The sequence below is a fragment of the Mesorhizobium sp. PAMC28654 genome (assembly GCF_020616515.1).
In the GTDB taxonomy this organism is placed as follows: domain Bacteria; phylum Pseudomonadota; class Alphaproteobacteria; order Rhizobiales; family Rhizobiaceae; genus Mesorhizobium.
This window is the reverse complement of sequence record NZ_CP085135.1, coordinates 4,104,428-4,122,104: the sequence shown is the minus strand read 5'-3', so window position 1 is coordinate 4,122,104 and position 17,677 is coordinate 4,104,428. Positions and strand designations below refer to the sequence as shown.

The 17,677-nt window shown below is 62.7% G+C and carries 19 protein-coding genes; 11 read left to right on the top strand and 8 right to left on the bottom strand.

Annotated features, from left to right (window positions below):
• Nucleotides 1-66: 66 nt before the first annotated feature.
• Nucleotides 67-1,290, top strand: coding sequence for an argininosuccinate synthase (locus tag LGH82_RS20155; RefSeq protein ID WP_227344415.1), 1,224 nt, complete (start codon nt 67-69; stop codon nt 1,288-1,290).
• A 188-nt stretch (nt 1,291-1,478) separates the two neighbouring features.
• Nucleotides 1,479-1,913, top strand: a complete 435-nt coding sequence (locus tag LGH82_RS20150) for a hypothetical protein (protein ID WP_227344414.1) — start codon at nt 1,479-1,481, stop codon at nt 1,911-1,913.
• A 107-nt stretch (nt 1,914-2,020) separates the two neighbouring features.
• Here the strand turns inward: LGH82_RS20150 and LGH82_RS20145 are convergent, their stop codons facing one another.
• Entirely contained in the window at nt 2,021-2,818 is a 798-nt protein-coding gene (locus tag LGH82_RS20145; RefSeq protein ID WP_227344413.1) for a lytic transglycosylase domain-containing protein, read from the bottom strand.
• Between the two features lie 280 nt (nt 2,819-3,098).
• On the opposite strand from LGH82_RS20145, the gene LGH82_RS20140 reads away from it, so the two are divergent.
• The 5 genes from LGH82_RS20140 (at nt 3,099) to rpsP (ending at nt 7,864) form a co-directional block, all read left to right on the top strand.
• On the top strand, nt 3,099-4,151 hold the full coding sequence (locus LGH82_RS20140; protein ID WP_227344412.1) for a putative zinc-binding metallopeptidase: 1,053 nt from the start codon (nt 3,099-3,101) through the stop codon (nt 4,149-4,151).
• Between the two features lie 92 nt (nt 4,152-4,243).
• The gene (locus LGH82_RS20135) at nt 4,244-5,212 is read left to right on the top strand and encodes a CPBP family intramembrane glutamic endopeptidase (RefSeq protein WP_227344411.1); all 969 of its coding nucleotides are present in this window, start codon (nt 4,244-4,246) and stop codon (nt 5,210-5,212) included.
• Nucleotides 5,213-5,490: 278 nt separating this feature from the next.
• Entirely contained in the window at nt 5,491-7,095 is a 1,605-nt protein-coding gene (gene ffh / locus LGH82_RS20130) for a signal recognition particle protein (RefSeq protein ID WP_227344410.1), read from the top strand.
• Between the two features lie 7 nt (nt 7,096-7,102).
• Nucleotides 7,103-7,429 (top strand): chorismate mutase, encoded by a 327-nt coding sequence (locus tag LGH82_RS20125; protein ID WP_227344409.1) that lies wholly within the window; start codon nt 7,103-7,105, stop codon nt 7,427-7,429.
• 39 nt (nt 7,430-7,468) lie between these two features.
• Complete coding sequence (gene rpsP / locus LGH82_RS20120; RefSeq protein ID WP_227344408.1) at nt 7,469-7,864, top strand: 30S ribosomal protein S16; 396 nt, start codon at nt 7,469-7,471, stop codon at nt 7,862-7,864.
• Between the two features lie 124 nt (nt 7,865-7,988).
• Here the strand turns inward: rpsP and LGH82_RS20115 are convergent, their stop codons facing one another.
• The 4 genes from LGH82_RS20115 to LGH82_RS20100 all read right to left on the bottom strand — a co-directional run bounded on the left by LGH82_RS20115 (nt 7,989) and on the right by LGH82_RS20100 (nt 10,486).
• Nucleotides 7,989-8,261 carry a YMGG-like glycine zipper-containing protein gene (locus tag LGH82_RS20115; RefSeq protein ID WP_227349641.1) on the bottom strand — a complete coding sequence of 91 codons (273 nt, stop codon included), beginning with the start codon at nt 8,259-8,261 and terminating at the stop codon, nt 7,989-7,991.
• A gap of 230 nt (nt 8,262-8,491) precedes the next feature.
• Nucleotides 8,492-9,019, bottom strand: a complete 528-nt coding sequence (locus LGH82_RS20110; RefSeq protein ID WP_227344407.1) for an SRPBCC family protein — start codon at nt 9,017-9,019, stop codon at nt 8,492-8,494.
• Nucleotides 9,020-9,036: 17 nt separating this feature from the next.
• Entirely contained in the window at nt 9,037-9,447 is a 411-nt protein-coding gene (locus tag LGH82_RS20105; protein ID WP_227344406.1) for a DoxX family protein, read from the bottom strand.
• Between the two features lie 133 nt (nt 9,448-9,580).
• On the bottom strand, nt 9,581-10,486 hold the full coding sequence (locus LGH82_RS20100) for a bestrophin family protein (RefSeq protein WP_227344405.1): 906 nt from the start codon (nt 10,484-10,486) through the stop codon (nt 9,581-9,583).
• Between the two features lie 203 nt (nt 10,487-10,689).
• On the opposite strand from LGH82_RS20100, the gene LGH82_RS20095 reads away from it, so the two are divergent.
• Nucleotides 10,690-11,097, top strand: coding sequence for an ACT domain-containing protein (locus LGH82_RS20095; RefSeq protein WP_227344404.1), 408 nt, complete (start codon nt 10,690-10,692; stop codon nt 11,095-11,097).
• Nucleotides 11,098-11,104: 7 nt separating this feature from the next.
• On the opposite strand, the gene LGH82_RS20090 is transcribed toward LGH82_RS20095, so the two are convergent.
• Together LGH82_RS20090 and LGH82_RS20085 are read right to left on the bottom strand one after the other, a co-directional pair.
• Nucleotides 11,105-11,557, bottom strand: coding sequence for a GNAT family N-acetyltransferase (locus LGH82_RS20090; RefSeq protein ID WP_227344403.1), 453 nt, complete (start codon nt 11,555-11,557; stop codon nt 11,105-11,107).
• Between the two features lie 178 nt (nt 11,558-11,735).
• The gene (locus LGH82_RS20085; RefSeq protein WP_227344402.1) at nt 11,736-12,770 is read right to left on the bottom strand and encodes an aspartate-semialdehyde dehydrogenase; all 1,035 of its coding nucleotides are present in this window, start codon (nt 12,768-12,770) and stop codon (nt 11,736-11,738) included.
• A 454-nt stretch (nt 12,771-13,224) separates the two neighbouring features.
• Here LGH82_RS20085 and LGH82_RS20080 point away from each other — a divergent pair, with 454 nt between their 5' ends.
• Nucleotides 13,225-15,093, top strand: coding sequence for a DEAD/DEAH box helicase (locus LGH82_RS20080; protein WP_227344401.1), 1,869 nt, complete (start codon nt 13,225-13,227; stop codon nt 15,091-15,093).
• Nucleotides 15,094-15,121: 28 nt separating this feature from the next.
• On the opposite strand, the gene LGH82_RS20075 is transcribed toward LGH82_RS20080, so the two are convergent.
• Nucleotides 15,122-16,546, bottom strand: a complete 1,425-nt coding sequence (locus LGH82_RS20075; RefSeq protein ID WP_227344400.1) for a glycosyltransferase — start codon at nt 16,544-16,546, stop codon at nt 15,122-15,124.
• Between the two features lie 240 nt (nt 16,547-16,786).
• On the opposite strand from LGH82_RS20075, the gene LGH82_RS20070 reads away from it, so the two are divergent.
• Nucleotides 16,787-17,215 carry a polyketide cyclase gene (locus LGH82_RS20070; protein ID WP_227344399.1) on the top strand — a complete coding sequence of 143 codons (429 nt, stop codon included), beginning with the start codon at nt 16,787-16,789 and terminating at the stop codon, nt 17,213-17,215.
• Complete coding sequence (locus tag LGH82_RS20065) at nt 17,208-17,666, top strand: MarR family winged helix-turn-helix transcriptional regulator (RefSeq protein WP_227344398.1); 459 nt, start codon at nt 17,208-17,210, stop codon at nt 17,664-17,666. The genes LGH82_RS20070 and LGH82_RS20065 overlap by 8 nt, the downstream gene beginning before the upstream one ends.
• Nucleotides 17,667-17,677 lie beyond the last annotated feature (11 nt).

Here is a 17,677-nt window from a genome sequence, read left to right as displayed (position 1 = left end):
CCTGCTAAAAGGCGCTGCGACAATCCGCGACGCCTTTTTGGGGCGTCCCTCATCGACGGGGTAAAAATGTCCAAGGGAAAAGACGTCAAGAAAGTCGTGCTCGCCTATTCGGGTGGCCTCGACACATCCATCATCCTGAAATGGCTGCAGACCGAACTCGGCGCCGAAGTCGTCACCTTCACCGCCGACCTCGGCCAGGGTGGAGAACTGGAGCCGGCGCGCCTCAAGGCCGAGATGATGGGCATCAAGGACATCCGCATCGTCGATGTCCGCGAGGAATTCGTTGCTGATTTCGTCTTCCCGATGTTCCGCGCCAACGCCGTCTATGAAGGCACCTATCTGCTCGGCACCTCGATCGCCCGGCCGCTGATTTCGAAGCATCTGGTCGAGATCGCCAAGGAAACCGGTGCCGACGCGATTGCGCACGGCGCCACCGGCAAGGGCAACGACCAGGTTCGTTTCGAGCTATCCGCCTATGCGCTGAACCCCGACATCAAGGTCATCGCGCCATGGCGCGACTGGTCGTTCAAGTCGCGCACCGACCTGATCAATTTCGCCGAGCAGCACCAGATTCCCGTCCCCAAGGACAAGAAGGGTGACGCACCGTTCTCCGTCGACGCCAACCTCCTGCACTCGTCCTCCGAGGGCAAGGTGCTGGAAGACCCGTGGAACGAGCCGCCGGAATTCGTCCATCAGCGCACTGTTTCGCCGATGGATGCGCCGGACGTCGTCACAGAGATCGAGATCGAGTTCCTGAAGGGCGATCCGATCGCGCTCAACGGCAAGAAACTGTCGCCGGCAACCATGCTGGCCGCGCTCAACGATCTCGGCCGCGACAACGGCATCGGCCGGCTCGACCTGGTCGAGAACCGCTTCGTCGGCATGAAATCGCGCGGCGTCTACGAGACACCCGGCGGCACCATCCTGATATCAGCCCACCGTGCGATTGAATCGATCACGCTCGACCGGGGTGCCGCCCACCTCAAGGACGAGTTCATGCCACGCTATGCCGAACTCATCTACAACGGCTTCTGGTTCGCGCCCGAGCGCCTCATGCTGCAGGCGATGATCGACAAGAGCCAGGACGACGTCGAAGGCACGGTGCGGCTGAAACTCTACAAGGGCAATGTCATCGTCACCGGCCGCAAGTCGAAGAAGACGCTCTATTCCGACGCACTGGTCACCTTCGAGGACGACCGTGGCGCCTACGACCAGAAGGATGCCGCCGGCTTCATCCGCCTCAACGCGCTGCGGCTGCGGACGCTCGCGGCGCGCAGCCGTAAGGGTTGATATCCGAATATTGGGTTTGCTACTTGGCTAACCCGTCAGAGCAAAAGCGGATCAAGAAACCCGGCTACGACGCCGGGTTTCTATTTGGTGTTTCTAATATAGTTGAAATTGAACCGGCTCGAACAGGTTCCCCTTTGACCTTTTGGCGGCTTCATCTAACTTCTCCTGCGGGATTGGGGGGTCTTACGGTGAAAAACACAATTTCTCTTCTACTTGCGACGTTCGTCGTCTTGACGGCATGTCAGTCCTCCCAGGCAACTGCGAAGCGCGCGCCGAAGCCTGATTTGGGCGGGTGCATCAATGAAGTCATGGCATGGGACATCACGCTCAAGCACGACATCACCTCTTTCATGGGCGTGTCGAAGGAGCGCATGCCAGCCCTATTCTGCCAGCGTATCGCCGAAGGCATGCGCAGCGGACGACTCAGCTACTCCGACATAAACGCCTTGCAGCTCGACCTACCGACCGAAATCTGGATGGTCATCAAGGGCAAGTCAAAGGCGGCCATGGCCACGCAAGCCCCGCCGCCGCGGACGTCCAGGTTCCGTATCTGCAACGGTTTTGACGGTACCTTCCAGATTCCCGCTTCCCAGAAATGCCCGTTGAGCGGCTACGCGCATTAGAGAAAGTGATGCGATGAGATCGTTCCGAGGAATTGGGTTTTGACCCTGCTCCAAAAACAAAAAAGCCCGGCGCATGGCCGGGCTTTTCAGTCATATGGAGATTTCTATCAGTTGGCGTCGATCGCCGTGGCGATGCGGGCGATGGCCTGCTGATAGACGCTCGCGTCATTCCAGCCGGCAATGGCGCCAATATTGGCCTGCGCGCTCGCACCCCTCTGCCAGCCATGACCCTTGAGGAAGTTGGCGGTGGATGCCAACGCCGTGGCCTTGTCGCGCAGGTTTCCGCTGCCCACCCCATACTTCAAGACATTCCCGGGCAGGAACTGCGTATGGCCAATCTCGCCATGCGCGGCGCCGACGGACGAGGCGGTCAACGCGCCGCGATCAACCAGCTTCAGGGCTGCAATGGCATGCGGGTGAAAGAACTCCGGACGGCGGCAATCATATGCAAGCGTCAGAATGGCGGACACCGTATTCTGGTTGCCCATGGCGGAACCGAAGCCGGTCTCCATTCCCCAGATGGCGAGCAGCACACCCGGCGACACACCGTAGGTGCTCTCGATCTGACTGAACAGCGCCGCGTTCGACTTCTTCAGCGAACGACCCTTGGAAATGATCGCTGCCCCGCCACGGCGCTTCATGAAATCTTCCACCGAGCCACTGAAAGCCTTGTGAATGCCGCGGTCGACGGAGATCGTCTTTGTCGCGTAGGTGGCGCCATCCAGGGCGGCCAGCCCCTTGGGGCCTACACCTTCGGCCTTGGCCTCGGCGGCGAACCCCGGCTTCCAGGCGTCGAAGCCGGCGCCGGTTTTGCCACAGCTGGGCGCCGCCTGGGTGCCTGTCGCCATCGCGAACACCGCCAAGGCGGCGGCCGCAAAAATCTTTCCCTTGGCAAGAAATGCCATCCCTAGTCTCCTGGTTGCCTGAGTCACGTCCCTGAAATCGAATTTGCCAGCGAAACGCTCGCTTGTCACGGTTAAGAAGTCGTTACGCGCCATGGCGCCATGCTGGCGAATGCGAGAGCCCTCGCCTACGATCGAGTACTTATTGTGGCAAGATGTATCGTTGCCCCAGCCTGGGACAAAATGGCGTGAGCAGATCGTGGAACGCCGGCCGATGCCGGGCGTTGGGGCGAGGCGACATCTGCCGCGCCCGTTACGCCGCATTTGGTGATGTGAGATATCGATGAAGCTTTTCGACTGCCCGCATTGCGGCCATCGCCTCTACTTCGAAAACGCCCAGTGCCTGAATTGCTCCAGCACGGTGCTCTATCATCCCGAGGACGCGCGCTTTGTATTGTCGGGCACCGTCGGCATTTTCCAATGCACCAATGCCGAGGAATGCGCCTGCAACTGGGTCGCTGAACCCGGCCAAGCCTTCTGCCGCGCATGCCAGCTGAACCAGCTCATCCCGGATCTCTCCGTTGACGGCAACCGTCGCCGCTGGATCCGCGTCGAGGCGGCGAAGAAACGCGCCATCTATTCGCTGCTCGCCTTCGGCCTGCCCGTCGCGCCCAAGCAGAACCCCGGCGACGAGATCGGCCTTGCCTTCGACCTGCTCGCCGATCCGATCGGCGGCGGGCCGGGCGGCGAGCGCATCCTGACCGGGCACGACAACGGGTTGATAACGCTCAATGTCGCCGAGGCCGACTCGGCCGAGCGCGAAAAGCGACGCGTCGAGATGGGCGAGAATTACCGCACGCTGCTCGGCCATTTCCGCCACGAACTCGGCCACTACTACTGGGATCGCCTGATCCGCGACGATCCGGAAAGGCTGGAAGCCTTCCGCGCCCTGTTCGGCGACGAACGCGCCGATTACGAACAGGCGCTGAAGAACCACTATGCCAATGGCGCGCCGCCCGACTGGCAACAGGAGCATATCTCGGCCTATGCCACGTCGCACCCCTGGGAGGACTGGGCCGAGACCTGGGCGCACCATCTGCACATCACCGACACGCTGGAAATGGTGTATGCGTTGAATTTCCCGCTCGGCCGGCTGGAGACGGTGGAAGCCGAAGCCTTGCCTCGGGGTGATACGGGCGGCGGACTGCAGGCGGCGCCTTCCGAACCATCGGCCACCCCGGAGCCCTTCGAAAAAATCCTCGCACGCTGGCTGGTGCTGTCCGAAGCCTCCAACTCCATCAATCGCTGCATGGGCTTGCCCGACCTCTATCCCTTCATCATCTCGGACGTCACGGCACGGAAGCTGGCCTTCGTTCACCAGCTTTTGACGCAATGAATAGACCTTGGCTTGAATGATTGCCTGAAAAGCATCGATCCCGTAGACCGACACTCGAGAATCCAATCCAAGGTAATCGCCAGGGAAGCCGCGTGACGATCGATCCAACCGCCTTCGAACGCTACCGGCAGTCCCCGAACGACTGGACCACCCTGCCCCGCCTGTTGTTTGGCACGGCGATCACCGTCGCGCTCTGGGTCGGCATGACCATGGCCGTTTTGTTGGGCGGCACCTATTTCTATGTCATCTGGCAGGCATCGATCGGCGGCTCGCCGCTCTCAGGCGGAGCGGTCCAGAATTTCCTCGCTTCACCTCAGGGCATCCTCACCGCGCTCGCCACCTTCGCCGGCATCTGGCTCGGCCTCTGGATTGCCATGCGCTGGGTCCATGGCGAACCGCTGGCAGCACTTGTCGGTGCCAGCCGCCGTGTTTCGCGATCTGGATTCCTCAAGGGATTGGTGGCGGTGCTGATCACGTCGCTGCTGTCCGAGATCCTGCTCTATCTGCTGCAGCCCGAGATCGCGCGCGGCGCGATAAGCCTGTCGACCTGGCTGCTGTTCCTGATCCCGATCGTAGCGTTGACCCTGCTGCAGACGTCGTCGGAAGAAGCCTTGTTTCGGGGCTACTTGCTGAGAGGCCTGGCCAACCGCTTCAAAAGCCCCTTCATCTGGGCGCTGGTGCCGGGGCTGCTGTTCACCTCCCTGCACTGGAGTTCAAGCTCATCAGCCGCCATCAACACCAGCGTGCTGGCCTCGATCGCCGCCTTCGCGCTGCTTTTGACGCTCCTGGTCTATGCCACCGGCAATCTCGGTGCGGCATTCGGCGTTCATCTGGGCAACAATCTGACTGGATTTCTGCTGATATCGCATCAGGAAAGCTACAATTCCTTCGCCCTGTTCAATGCCAAGCCGCTGGAAGGCCCCGGTTGGACGACGCTGGACGCAGTTCTCATTGCGCCGATCGGCATCGTCTCCAGCCTGCTGACCGTCCTGCTGCTGCTGCATCCGCGCTCGCCGCTGAAGGTCGAACCGGACAGGGCGCGACCTGGAGAAAGCGCGTGAGGCATGCCACTGCCCGGTGCCGTATTTGGCCCGGACCTTGACTCCGCGGCCGATTTCCTGTCTACACGCCCCGAATTCCGCGACGAGTATCACTCTGAGCAAACCGACCAGGATGCCGAAGCCTCTTCGAGGCGGGTGCTGTAAATCGATCCTGGAGGCCAACACCCGGCAGCGCTGAGCGCCCCCGGGTGCTTTTTGGTTTTGGCTTTTGCTTGGCGACTTGACGCGAACGCATTACCTCTCGGGCACCATCCGGGTGCCAGGGAAAAGGAAAACGAATGTTTGAATCACTACAGGAACGTATTGGTTCGATCCTGAACGGCCTGACCGGCCGCGGCGCCCTGTCGGAGGCTGATGTCTCGGCAGCGCTGCGCGAGGTGCGCCGTGCGCTGCTCGAAGCCGACGTCGCGCTGGAAGTTGTGCGTTCCTTCACCGACAAGGTGCGCGAGAAGGCCGTCGGCGCCGCCGTGGTGAAGTCGATCAAGCCCGGTCAGATGGTCGTCAAGATCGTCCATGACGAACTGGTCGAGATGCTGGGCGCCGAGGGCGTCGCCATCGACCTCAATGCCCCGGCTCCCGTCGTCATCATGATGGTCGGCCTGCAGGGCTCCGGCAAGACGACGACTTCGGCCAAGATCGCCAAACGCCTTTCCGAGCGTCAGAACAAGAAGGTTCTGATGGCCTCGCTCGACACACGGCGTCCCGCGGCGCAGGAGCAGCTTCGCCAGCTCGGCGAGCAGGTCAAGGTCGCCACGCTGCCTATCATCGAGGGCCAGACGCCGGTCGACATCGCCCGCCGCGCCGTTCAGGCGGCCAAGCTTGGCGGCCACGACGTCGTCATCCTCGACACCGCCGGCCGCACCCATATCGACGAGCCGCTGATGGTCGAGATGGCCGACATCAAGAAGGTGTCGAGCCCACACGAAATCCTGCTGGTCGCCGATTCGTTGACCGGCCAGGACGCCGTCAATCTGGCGAAGAGCTTCGACGAGCGCGTCGGCATCACCGGCCTGGTGCTGACCCGCATGGACGGCGACGGCCGTGGCGGCGCCGCATTGTCCATGCGCGCCGTCACCGGCAAGCCGATCAAGCTGATCGGTACCGGCGAGAAGATGGACGGGCTGGAAGAGTTCCATCCCAAGCGCATCGCCGACCGCATCCTCGGCATGGGCGACATCGTCAGCCTCGTCGAAAAGGCTGCCGAAAACATCGACGCCGAGCAGGCGGCGGCGATGGCCAAGAAGATGCAGTCGGGCAAGTTCGACCTGAACGACCTCGCCGGCCAGCTTCAGCAGATGTCGAAGATGGGCGGCATGGGCGGCATCATGGGCATGATGCCGGGCATGGGCAAGATGAAGGACCAGATGGCCGCGGCCGGCCTCGACGACAAGATGTTCGGCCGCCAGCTCGCCATCATCTCGTCGATGACCAAGGCCGAGCGCGCCAACCCGGACGTACTCAAGCATTCGCGCAAGAAGCGCATCGCCGCTGGCTCCGGCACCGACGCGGCCGAGATCAACAAGCTGCTCAAGATGCATCGCGGCATGGCCGACATGATGAAGGCGATGGGCGGCAAGGGCAAAGGCGGCGGCCTCATGCGTGGCATGATGGGCGGCCTCGCCTCCAAGATGGGCCTCGGCGGCATGATGCCCGGCGGCATGGGTGGCATGATGGGCGGTGGCATGCCCGACCTTTCGAAGATGGACCCGAAACAGCTCGAAGCGCTGCAGAAGCAGGCACAGGCGGCCGGCATCGGCGGCATGAAGGGCTTGCCCAGTGGTCTTCCAGGAGGCGGTGGCCTGCCCGGATTGCCCGGCGGCATGAAACTCCCGGGCCTGCCCGGCATGGGCGGCGGTTTGCCCGGTCTCGGCAAGAAGAAGTGAGGACGCGATGAACGAAGAGAAGGACATGGCCGACGCACGCATCATCCTGGCCGACTATCGCGCCTCGATCGACAACATCGACGCCGCGCTCATCCACATGCTGGCCGAGCGCTTCCGCTGCACCAAGGCGGTTGGCGTGCTGAAGGCGACGCATGGTCTGCCCCCGGCCGACCCGGCGCGCGAGCAGCAGCAGATCGCACGTCTTCGGCAACTGGCGAAAGATGCCCATCTCGACCCGGATTTCGCGGAAAAATTCCTCAACTTCGTCGTCCGCGAAGTGATCCGCCACCACGAACAGATCGCCGCTTCCAACGGCGTGGCCAAGACCAACTGAAACCCAATCAACGAAATCAGAGTTTTTAGGAGAAAAGAAATGCCACTGAAAATCCGACTGGCCCGCGCGGGCTCGAAGAAGCGTCCCTACTACCACGTCGTCGTTGCCGACGCCCGTTCGCCCCGCGACGGCCGTTTCATCGAGGCGCTCGGCTCGTGGAACCCGCTGCTGCCCAAGGATGGCGAACGCGTCAAGGTCGACGCCGACCGCGTCAAGCATTGGCTCTCGCACGGTGCCCAGCCGACCGACCGCGTGCTCCGCTTCCTCGACGAAGCCGGCATTGCCAAGCGCGACGCCCGCTCCAACCCGAACAAGGCAGAGCCGGGCAAGAAGGCGCAGGAACGCGCCGCCCTGCTGAAGAAGGCGCAGGAAGATGCCGCCGCCGCTGTTGCAGCCGCGGCAGCCGCACCGGCGGAAGCCGCCACCGCGGAGTAATCCGGAATCCACGACCATGATCTCGAACCGGTTTCAGCTTTTCGGGATCATGGCTTGGCATTTACGAAAACGGCGGGCCTTTGCCCGCCGTTTTGCTATCTCGAATTCATGGCCTGGACATCGCCTACCAATAGTTTGACCCGCGCGGGCAATGGGCAACGTATGGACGACCATCGCGACCGCGATAACGGCACTCGCCTCGTTCGCTCGCCCGCCCGATGATCGCGCCGGCTACGGCACCAACCGCACCGCCGATCACGGCGCCTTCAACCGGATTTCCTGCCACCGCGGCGCCGACCGCGGCACCGCCCAGTCCGCCGATTGTCGCCCCGCGTTCCGTTTGCGAGCAGGCCCCAAGCGGTACCAGAAGGGCCATCAAAAGCATCATTTTCTTCATTATCGTTCCTCTCGAACGGAAAAGGCATCCACCCGCCTCGCGCCAACAACGCACGAATACCAAATTTGATCCACTCGGGGCAATGATGACGCCGATTAACCTTTTCTCAACGGGAGAGGATCGCCTTTTCCGATTGAGCTTCATGCCGACCACGCCCGGCCGGGCGATTTCCGCGTTGCCGATAGCCATCAACCTCGTTTGCTGAAGAACCCTGCCGTGGCCGTCACGTCTCACTGTTCGGCAAGACCCTTCAGATTGGCGAGACCTGCTTCGAAGTCTTTGCCGATGAGAGTGTCGAAGTTCATGAACACGCCCATCAGCTTGGCGATGAAGGGCCGGCTGCCGCGCATCGCCCAGGTGACACTGGTGCCGTCGCCAGACGGCGTGAGGGTAAAGTCGACCGTGTTGTTGGCCCTGAACGGCTTCTCGAAATCGAGCTTGAGCGATACCAGCGAGGACGGCGCCGAGTTGATGATTTCCATGCGTCCCTTTCCTGCCTTGCCATTGCTTTCCCAGGCATATGCGGCGCCCTTGCCGCTTTCGGCACCGGAAAGCGTGCGCTTCATGCTCGGGTCGAGCTTCTCGTAGGGCGACCATGTGGGCCAGCGGCTGAAATCGTTGATCAGCGGAAAGATCGCTTCCGGCGGGGCCTTGATGTTGGCCGTGCGGGTGGTGACGAAACCATCCGGCCTTGTCGCGGCGTAGATGAGCAAGGCGGCGATCAGGACAAGCAGGATGACAGCAATGGTGATGAACATCTTTCTATCCTTCGATCTTAACGAGAGAACGGGATCAGCGCGCGCGCCCTGGGATCGCGCAGGAACAGGCCGGCCCACAGGATGATGCCGAGATAAACGCCGAACAGCGTGTGCGAAAACAGCGGACTGCCGATGCGCATATGGGTGGCGATGGCGCCGCCCATATAGGCGGTGAGCAGGATGGCGCCGAGCACCGACGTGCGCGGCACCGCATAAAGCGCGGTTGAGACCAACCCGATGACGCCGAGCAGCCGAGCGACACTGGGGTCAGCGGGCCAGCCGATCAGCGTCATGGTCTGGGTGACGACATCGAGCGGCGGCAGTTTGATAACGCCGTCGAAAATCATGAACAGCACGATGAGGCCACTCAGCACGCGGCCGGTCCACAATGCGCCAGACGAGACGGGCGCGGTTTCAGAAATACTCATTGGGTTCCCCTCCGATTGGTTCGAGCACTGGCCGTCTTCGCCAGGTCAGACCAAGGACGTAGCACAGGGGCGCGTTCCGACATGGCGCGGATTCTTTTTGATGCTAGACGGCAAAGAACCGGACAAATCCTGTTTAGGAAAAATAGAACTTCTCGGCCGCGATCATTTTCGGCGGCGTCTCGCCCAGTGCCTCGAACACCGAGATTTCGCAGACCCTGCACAGGCCATCGAGGGCGAGGTCATTGGCTTCGGTGCCGAACGGATCCTCGAGCTCTTCCGAAAGCGCGTCGAGGCCGAAGAAGGTGTAGGCGATCAGCGCGGTGAACAGCGGCGTCGCCCAACCGGTGGTCGAGATCAGGCCGATGGGCAGGAGCAGGCAGACGATATAGGCCGTGCGATGCACCAGCAGCGTATAGGCGAAGGGCAATGGCGTGCCGGCGATCCGCTCGCAGCCGGCCTGGATGGCTGACATCGATGCCAGCCTTTCATCCAGGATACGAAAGCCGATCGAGTCGAGCTCGCCTGCCTTGCGCTGCGCATTGGCGCGCCGGCCCATGCGCCTGACCATCTCGTCCGCCGGGTTGGCGAAGGTCGCGGCCGTCTCCGCTTCGGCAGCGATGAAGGCGCGGGCGTCCTTGATGCTGTCAATCTTGCGCAATTGCCCGCGCAGGAAATGGCAGAAGGCAAGCGACTCCATGAGCAGCGCGCGCTGTTCGGTCCGGTCTGGGACAAGGCTGGTCGTGGCACGGGCAAGATTACGGATTTCGAAGACCAGCGCACCCCACAGCTTGCGCGCCTCCCACCAGCGGTCGTAGGCGGCGTTGTTGCGAAACGAGAGATAGATGGACAGCGTGACGCCCACCAGGCCGAAGGGCGTGATGTTGAAGACGCTGAAATCGAGATGGAACTGGCCCGCCACGAGAAGGATGACCACGGAATAAACCGCAAAGCCCAGGATCTGCGGCAGGATGCGCGGCACCACCGAACCGCGCATGACAAAGAACAGCTGCAGGAAGGTAGGGCGCGGGCGAACGATCATCGAGAGCCTTTCACGGACCGGCGCTGGTCCTCAACCACATCTATTGTGCGATGCGATGGATGCGCAAGCTCAGCCGTCAACGACACCGCCATGTCGTGCGCGCAACGAACCGGCCGGACTATCGCAGGGCAGCCGGCACCGATATTGAAAGGCATGACAGAAGCTGCTGCAATCTTCCGTCAAGGCAACAGCCGAGGGAAACAATGACCGGCGAGACCGATCTGAAAAAGCTGCTGGGGTCGATGACACCCGAATTGCTCCCTGACGTATATGTCTTCGCCACGCTGGCGCCTGGCGTTGCTCAACCGGCAGGCCTCGAACCGATGATGCTGTTTCGCGAGCGCGAAGGCACCACGCTCATCTTGCGCGAGGGAGAGGCAAAGGCCGCCGGTCTGCAGGCAACATTCCGCTGCCGCATGGTGACGCTGAACATCCATTCGTCGCTGGAAGCGGTCGGCTTCCTCGCCGCCATCACCACGCGGCTGGCCACCGCCGGCATGGGCGTCAATCCGGTCTCGGCCTTCTACCACGACCACCTGTTTGTTCCGGCCGACCGCGCGGAAGACGCGATGGAGTTGTTGCAGGGACTGGCGGTGGAGAGCCGGGCCTGAGTAGGCGTCAGCACCTGCGGACAAAGAGGATATCAGGCAAGCCCTCCTCATTGGCCGTACCGTCGCCGAAGGACTCCGCACGGAACCCGTGGCGTTCGTAGAAGCGCCGCGCGCCGGTGTTAGCTTGGAAACAATGGAGTTTCACCGCCGACAGGAACGCGGTCGCGTCCATCAGCAACCGGCTGCCGATGCCTTGGCCTGTCCAGGCCGGATCGAGATAGAGCTGTTCCACCCAATCGCCACTGACAGCGATGAAGCCGACAATCTTCTCGCCGGTCTGGGCGACCGTAACCTGCTGCTGTCGCAGCACGATATCACGGATGAAGGCGAGATCCTCGGCTGGCGTGTGGATGACCGGCATCCAGTCGAGCGAGCCAAGGGCTGCCCGCATGATTTTTGCGATAGCAGCGGCGTCCGAGCCGGCGGCCGGGCGCAGCAAGACTTTGGCGGTATCGCTCATGGTCGTTTCACATCAGAGGCGGTGCTGCCTCTCATCCGCCTGCCGGCACCTTCTCCCCGTAAACGGGGAGAAGAAATGCTTCGGCCAAAGGCCGAGCCCGCGACTGCGGGCCGCCGGCCGTCCGGCGCGCCCGCGCAGGGCCAGCCGCGCTAGCGGCGGTGCGGCCCGTGAGCGAGAATCAAGCCGCCTTCTTCTTCGGCTGGATCAGCCCACGCTCGACCAGCAGTTCGGCGATCTGCACCGCGTTGAGCGCTGCACCCTTGCGCAGATTGTCGGAGACGATCCACATCGACAGGCCATTGTCGATGGTCGAATCCTCGCGGATGCGCGAGATGAAGGTGGCGTCCTCGCCGGCCGATTCCAGCGGCGTGATGTAGCCGCCGTCCTCGCGCTTGTCCAAGACCTGGCAGCCCGGCGCTTCGCGCAGGATGTCGCGCGCCTCGTCGGCGGTGATCGGCTTTTCGAACTCGATGTTGACCGCTTCCGAATGGCCGATGAACACCGGCACGCGCACGCAGGTCGCCGTCAGCTTGATCTTGGGGTCGAGCATCTTCTTGGTCTCGGCCACCATCTTCCACTCTTCCTTGGTGGAGCCGTCGTCAAGGAAGACGTCGATATGCGGAATGACGTTGAAGGCGATGCGCTTGGTGAACTTCTTGACCTCGACGCCATCGGCGACGAACACGGCACGCGTCTGCGTGAACAGCTCGTCCATGCCTTCCTTGCCGGCGCCCGACACCGACTGGTAGGTGGCGACGACAACGCGCTTGATGGTGGCGAAGTCGTGCAGCGGCTTCAACGCCACCACCAGCTGCGCCGTCGAGCAATTCGGGTTGGCGATGATGTTCTTGCGCGTGAACAGCGAGATCGCGTCCGGGTTCACTTCCGGCACGATCAGCGGCACGTCCTGGTCGTAGCGGAAGGCCGACGAATTATCGATGACGACGCAGCCCTGCTTGCCGATCTTGGGCGACCACTCCTTGGAGACGTTTCCGCCCGCCGACATGATGCAGATGTCGGTGTCGGAGAAATCATACTGGTCGAGTGTCCTGACCTTCAGCGTGCGGTCGCCAAACGACACTTCGGTACCCTGGCTGCGCCGCGAGGCGAGCGCCACAACTTCGCTCACTGGAAAGCCGCGCTCTTCCAGTATGTTGAGCATTTCCCGGCCCACATTGCCCGTGGCGCCTACGACTGCAACCTTGAAACCCATCGAAAAATCTCCTGTCCCTCTCCGCTCGTTTTTGGAGAAACCCGCCGGCCGGTGCGGGTCTCGCCCCCGGGCCGGACCCGGGGAGAGGGCGAGCAGGCCAAGGGAGATCAGACCGTTTTAGTGGTCGTTTTGGCCGTGATTTTGGTCGAATGCAGGCAAACACACTTCGCTTCGCCGGAAACCATGCTGCCATGGCCGGGGAAGTCGAATGCAAAAGGCGCCATTGGAAGGCCGCGCATCGAAGCTGTCCTGTTCGGAGCCGGCTTTTACGCGGTTTGCCAAAAGAGTCAATCGCGCCGCGCGCAAGGTTTACGCGCATGCCCTGTACAATGGGGGCCGCGCGAAGTAGGAACGGCGGAATTGTTTGGCTGGCAGTGCGTCTGGCCTCGGCATGCGCTCACGGATGGACGATCCATTGCCGGGCGCGCAGGCCCTCGAAATCCGAAAGACGAAGATGATCAACATTGATGGCATTGTCCCAGCGCTGGCAAAAGCGCTGGAAAAACGCGGCTATTCCGAACTGACGCCAGTCCAGAAGGCTGTTCTGGCTCCTGAACTCGGGCAAGCCGACGCGCTGGTTTCAGCGCAGACCGGCTCCGGCAAGACGGTGGCCTTCGGCCTTGCGCTGGCGCCGACCCTTCTCGACGGCGCGGAGCGCTTCTCCCAGGCCGCCGCACCCCTGGCGCTGGCCGTGGCACCGACCCGCGAGCTTGCCCTGCAGGTGACGCGCGAACTGGAATGGCTCTATGAGATGACCGGCGCCACCGTGGCGTCCTGCGTCGGCGGCATGGACATGCGCAGCGAACGGCGCGTGCTGGAGCGCGGCGCCCATATTGTCGTCGGCACACCCGGCCGCCTGCGCGACCACATCACGCGGCACTCGCTGGACATGTCGGCGCTGAGGGCGGTCGTCCTCGACGAGGCCGACGAGATGCTCGATCTCGGCTTTCGCGAAGACCTCGAATTCATCCTGGACGCGGCACCGGCCGCGCGCCGCACTCTGATGTTCTCGGCCACCGTGCCGCGCTCCATCGCCACGCTGGCCCAGGGCTACCAGCGCAATGCCGTGCGCATTTCGGCCGGCGGCGAGGAAAAGCAGCATCTCGACATCGAGTATCGAGCGCTGAGCGTCGCGCACCCCGATCGCGAGAACGCCATCATCAACGTGCTGCGCTACTACGAAGCCAAGAACGCGCTGGTGTTCTGCAACACGCGTGCCGCCGTCAACCATCTGACCGCGCGCTTCAACAACCGTAACTTCTCTGTGGTCGCGCTCTCGGGCGAGCTTAGCCAGAACGAGCGCAGCCATGCGCTGCAGGCGATGCGCGACGGCCGCGCCAAGGTCTGCATCGCCACCGATGTCGCGGCGCGCGGCATCGACCTGCCCAATCTCGAACTCGTCGTTCATGCCGATCTGCCGACCAATCCGGAGACGCTTCTGCATCGCAGCGGACGAACCGGACGCGCCGGACGCAAGGGCGTCAGTGCGCTGATCGTGCCCAACAGCGCCCGCAAGCGCACCGAGCGCCTTCTGCAGAACGCCGGTCTCAAGGCGACGTGGGCCGCCCCGCCTTCGGCCGACGACGTGCTGCGCCGCGACGACGAGCGCATCCTCGCCGATCCGACCCTCAGCGAACCCTTGAAGGATGATGAGCGCGGTTTTGTCGGCGAGCTTATCGAACGGCACGGCGCCGAACAGGTGGCGGCGGCCTTCGTGCGGCTGTGCCGTGCCAGCCGCTCGGCACCCGAGGACCTCATGGATGTCGCGCCGTTCACGCCTTCGCGTGAGAAACTGGCAGGCGAAAAATTCGCGCATCGCGACGAGGCGCCAAGCCGCCGTGACGATTTCGGCGACAGCGTCTGGTTCTCGGTCTCGGTGGGACGCAGGCAGAATGCCGAACCGCGCTGGCTGATCCCGATGCTGTGCCGCACCGGCGGCATCAGCAAGCGCGAGATCGGCGCCATCAAGATGCAGCAGGAAGAAACCTTCGTGCAGATCGCCGCTGACTGGGCCGACCGGTTCCTTGCCGCGATCGGTCCCGACCGCAAGCTGCAGGACAACATCAGGGTCAAGCGGCTGGAAGGCACGCCCGATCTGTCGAGAGCGGGCTATCAGCCGCCACAGCCGGACAAGAAGCCGCATCGCGGCAAGCGGCCGTTTGACCAGAACGCCCCAAAGCCGAAGTTCGAGAAGCGCGCTCCGTCGGCCGACCCGCGCCCCGCCGCCGCCAGCGAGGCAACACCTTGGGCAAAACCGGGCAAGCCGAAATTCGACAAGGCCGGACCGCCAAAGCACAAGAAGCCGAGGAAGCGGCCGGAGTGACAAGCCTGCGCTTCGCTTCGGCTCCCCGCTATTTTCGCTGAGGTCCCGCGCTTGTCCCGGTCGCTTGCAAACCGGCCTTGATCGCCGCCCAGCTGGCCGCCACGGACGTCGGTCGATGCTGTCGGGCAATGCTGTCCGACAGCGAAGCATGCCAGGCCTTGTCCTCGGACATCCTGCGGATTGCCGCGTACCAACCTGCCTGATCGGTCGAATCGATCGCCGGCATTAAGCCTCCTGTCGCCTCGATCAGGGACGGCGTCGTCGACACGATGACCGGGACACCGAAGTCGAGGCATTCCGAGGCCGCATAACCCCAGCCCTCGATATGCGAGGGAAAGACCCCAAAAGACGCGGTGCGATAATAGCCTATAAGATCATCGTCACTGATCGGCCCGGTAAACACGATCGACTGGGCCAACTCCGGATGGGACTTCAGATAGGCCTCCAGCTCCTCGATCATCCAGCCCCGTCGCCCGACGCAGATCAGCTTCGGCAGCTTGACCCCCTCTTCACGCGCCTGCTGCCAGATCCTGGCCAGCATGATGTGGTTCTTGCGCACTTCGATGGTCGAGCAGTAGAGGACGAATGGCTCGCTGGCTTCGAGACGCGAGGTCATGTTCCGTCTGGAAGCTGCTTCATGGAGAAGGGAAGGCATCGGAAAGCGATGAAGGCCGGCCACGCTTATGCCTGCCTGGCTCATATGGCTGGTCAGCATCTGACCGGCGGCGTGCGACGTGCAGAATGCTGTCGCCCCGGACCGCACCAGTGATTCCAGATTGGGTCCGAACGCCTTTTCAAGTTTGCCCTGTGACACGAGATCGGGTCGTATCGTGGGAATGAGGTCATGGCACAGAAATGCGATGGTGTTGGTGGTGTTCGAGACGGGCGCTCTGTTGTCTCCAACAAGCACCTGGTGGCTGATCAGCACGGTCGAGAGCTCGATACCGATGGGTGGAGGGGGCACAGCGGGTTTGGACCAGCCAAACCGCCGATGCGCTCGCCTATAGAGCCGATAGGTGCGAAAAAGCAGCCTGGTCGCGATGAAACGCAGCCCCGTATCGCCATTGGTCGCCATGCTGGCGAGCTGACGGTCCGCCTCTCTCTTGGCCATCGGAAAATCCCGTATCGCCTTGAGGGCGTGCCGCAGCGCTGTTGCCGATCCTGCCCATCGCCTCACACGAAATGGCGCGATGTGGTCAGCCGACAGGCGCTTCTGTTCGAAAGGGTAAAGTTTTCGGAAGCGCTGGTTCGAAAGGTTGAGCGCGACGACCTCGATATCGGGATCGGGGTCGGCAAATGCTGCCTTGATGAGAAAATCCTCGATCCTCTGGATGCCAGCGAGCGCCCCGTCACCCCATGACAGCAACCCGGTCGCATCGATGGCAAACGTTGGAGACCTCGCGTCCCCTTCGTCTTGCGTCACCGCGATGGAATTCAAGCTCTCTACTGTCATTGCCTGCTTTGGATGATGAGGATCGTATATGTGCCTTATGCTACAGTTGCCGCGAGGACGAAAGCCATCCGCGCCGGCAGAACCCTTGCCGGCCGCTTGGTTCCTCAAGTGCCAAGCCACGACGAAGGTGGGCAAACCGCTCCATGGGCGTCGCAAAAGATTCCGCTTGCAATATGATCCGCGCACAGATAGTCTGTGCACAGATTAAATGATCAACCAGGCAGGGATGGAGCCAAGACAATGTGGAGCAATGAATACACCGCGATTTCCCCACTTCCGGCGCGAGCCATCTGGGACGCGCTCAAGGCGTTGCACGAAGGCCGCCTGACCTATGAAGGGTCCGACACATTCGTGCTGCACGGACCGTTCGAAAAGGGCACCCGCGTCTCGGTGACCCCGGTCGGGCAGGACACATTCGAATCCACCATCGTCGACCTCGTCGATAACGTGACCTATGCCGACGAGACTTCGTTCGGTGATACGACGCTGCTGTTCCGGCACACTCTGACGCCTGTCGAAGGCGGCACGCGGGTCACGCACCGGCTTGAAATTTCCGGCCCCTCGGCGGCCGAGGTTGGACCCGAACTCGGACCGCAGATCAGCGGCGATTTCGACGTCTCGATGGCCAGGCTGTTCGAGCGGGCAAAGGAGTTTGAAAACCTTGGCTGATCCGCAGGACCTGGACACGCGCTTCAAGGGCGGGCCGTCGGAGAGCCCCGGATTGTTGCTCTGGCGAACCACCATGCGCTGGCAGCGCGTCATGACGGCGGCACTGGCCCCGCTCGACCTGACACATGTCCAGTTCGTGCTGCTGGCCTCGGCCATGTGGCTGGGGCGCAATGGCGAGCCGCCCAACCAGGTGCAGCTCGCCGCACAGGCCGGCACCGAGGTGAAAATGACGTCTGACGTCGTCGCCCGGCTCGAGGCCAAGGGATTGATCGCCCGGGAGACCGACCCGCACGATTCCCGGGCCAAGGTGATCCGCATCACCACGGCCGGTGCCGCAGCCGCTCAACGCGCCATCGTCGCCGTCGAGGCTGCCGATGCCGCCTTTTTCGAGCCGGTAGACGAAGCGCGACTGGTCGGCATGCTGCGGCGGCTTGCCGGCGATATCCGATGAGCCGCGCCGCT

Excerpts from the sequence above, each read along its gene's own strand:
- LGH82_RS20105 (WP_227344406.1), bottom strand. The coding sequence starts at position 9,447 with ATGAGTATTTCTGAAACCGCGCCCGTCTCGTCTGGCGCATTGTGGACC.
- LGH82_RS20100 (WP_227344405.1), bottom strand. The coding sequence starts at position 10,486 with ATGATCGTTCGCCCGCGCCCTACCTTCCTGCAGCTGTTCTTTGTCATG.
- LGH82_RS20115 (WP_227349641.1), bottom strand. The coding sequence starts at position 8,261 with ATGAAGAAAATGATGCTTTTGATGGCCCTTCTGGTACCGCTTGGGGCC.
- ffh (WP_227344410.1), top strand. The coding sequence starts at position 5,491 with ATGTTTGAATCACTACAGGAACGTATTGGTTCGATCCTGAACGGCCTG.
- LGH82_RS20110 (WP_227344407.1), bottom strand. The coding sequence starts at position 9,019 with ATGTTCATCACCATTGCTGTCATCCTGCTTGTCCTGATCGCCGCCTTG.
- LGH82_RS20140 (WP_227344412.1), top strand. The coding sequence starts at position 3,099 with ATGAAGCTTTTCGACTGCCCGCATTGCGGCCATCGCCTCTACTTCGAA.
- LGH82_RS20070 (WP_227344399.1), top strand. The coding sequence starts at position 16,787 with ATGTGGAGCAATGAATACACCGCGATTTCCCCACTTCCGGCGCGAGCC.
- LGH82_RS20145 (WP_227344413.1), bottom strand. The coding sequence starts at position 2,818 with ATGGCATTTCTTGCCAAGGGAAAGATTTTTGCGGCCGCCGCCTTGGCG.
- LGH82_RS20075 (WP_227344400.1), bottom strand. The coding sequence starts at position 16,546 with ATGACAGTAGAGAGCTTGAATTCCATCGCGGTGACGCAAGACGAAGGG.
- LGH82_RS20085 (WP_227344402.1), bottom strand. The coding sequence starts at position 12,770 with ATGGGTTTCAAGGTTGCAGTCGTAGGCGCCACGGGCAATGTGGGCCGG.
- rpsP (WP_227344408.1), top strand. The coding sequence starts at position 7,469 with ATGCCACTGAAAATCCGACTGGCCCGCGCGGGCTCGAAGAAGCGTCCC.
- LGH82_RS20080 (WP_227344401.1), top strand. The coding sequence starts at position 13,225 with ATGATCAACATTGATGGCATTGTCCCAGCGCTGGCAAAAGCGCTGGAA.
- LGH82_RS20090 (WP_227344403.1), bottom strand. The coding sequence starts at position 11,557 with ATGAGCGATACCGCCAAAGTCTTGCTGCGCCCGGCCGCCGGCTCGGAC.
- LGH82_RS20125 (WP_227344409.1), top strand. The coding sequence starts at position 7,103 with ATGAACGAAGAGAAGGACATGGCCGACGCACGCATCATCCTGGCCGAC.
- LGH82_RS20095 (WP_227344404.1), top strand. The coding sequence starts at position 10,690 with ATGACCGGCGAGACCGATCTGAAAAAGCTGCTGGGGTCGATGACACCC.
- LGH82_RS20155 (WP_227344415.1), top strand. The coding sequence starts at position 67 with ATGTCCAAGGGAAAAGACGTCAAGAAAGTCGTGCTCGCCTATTCGGGT.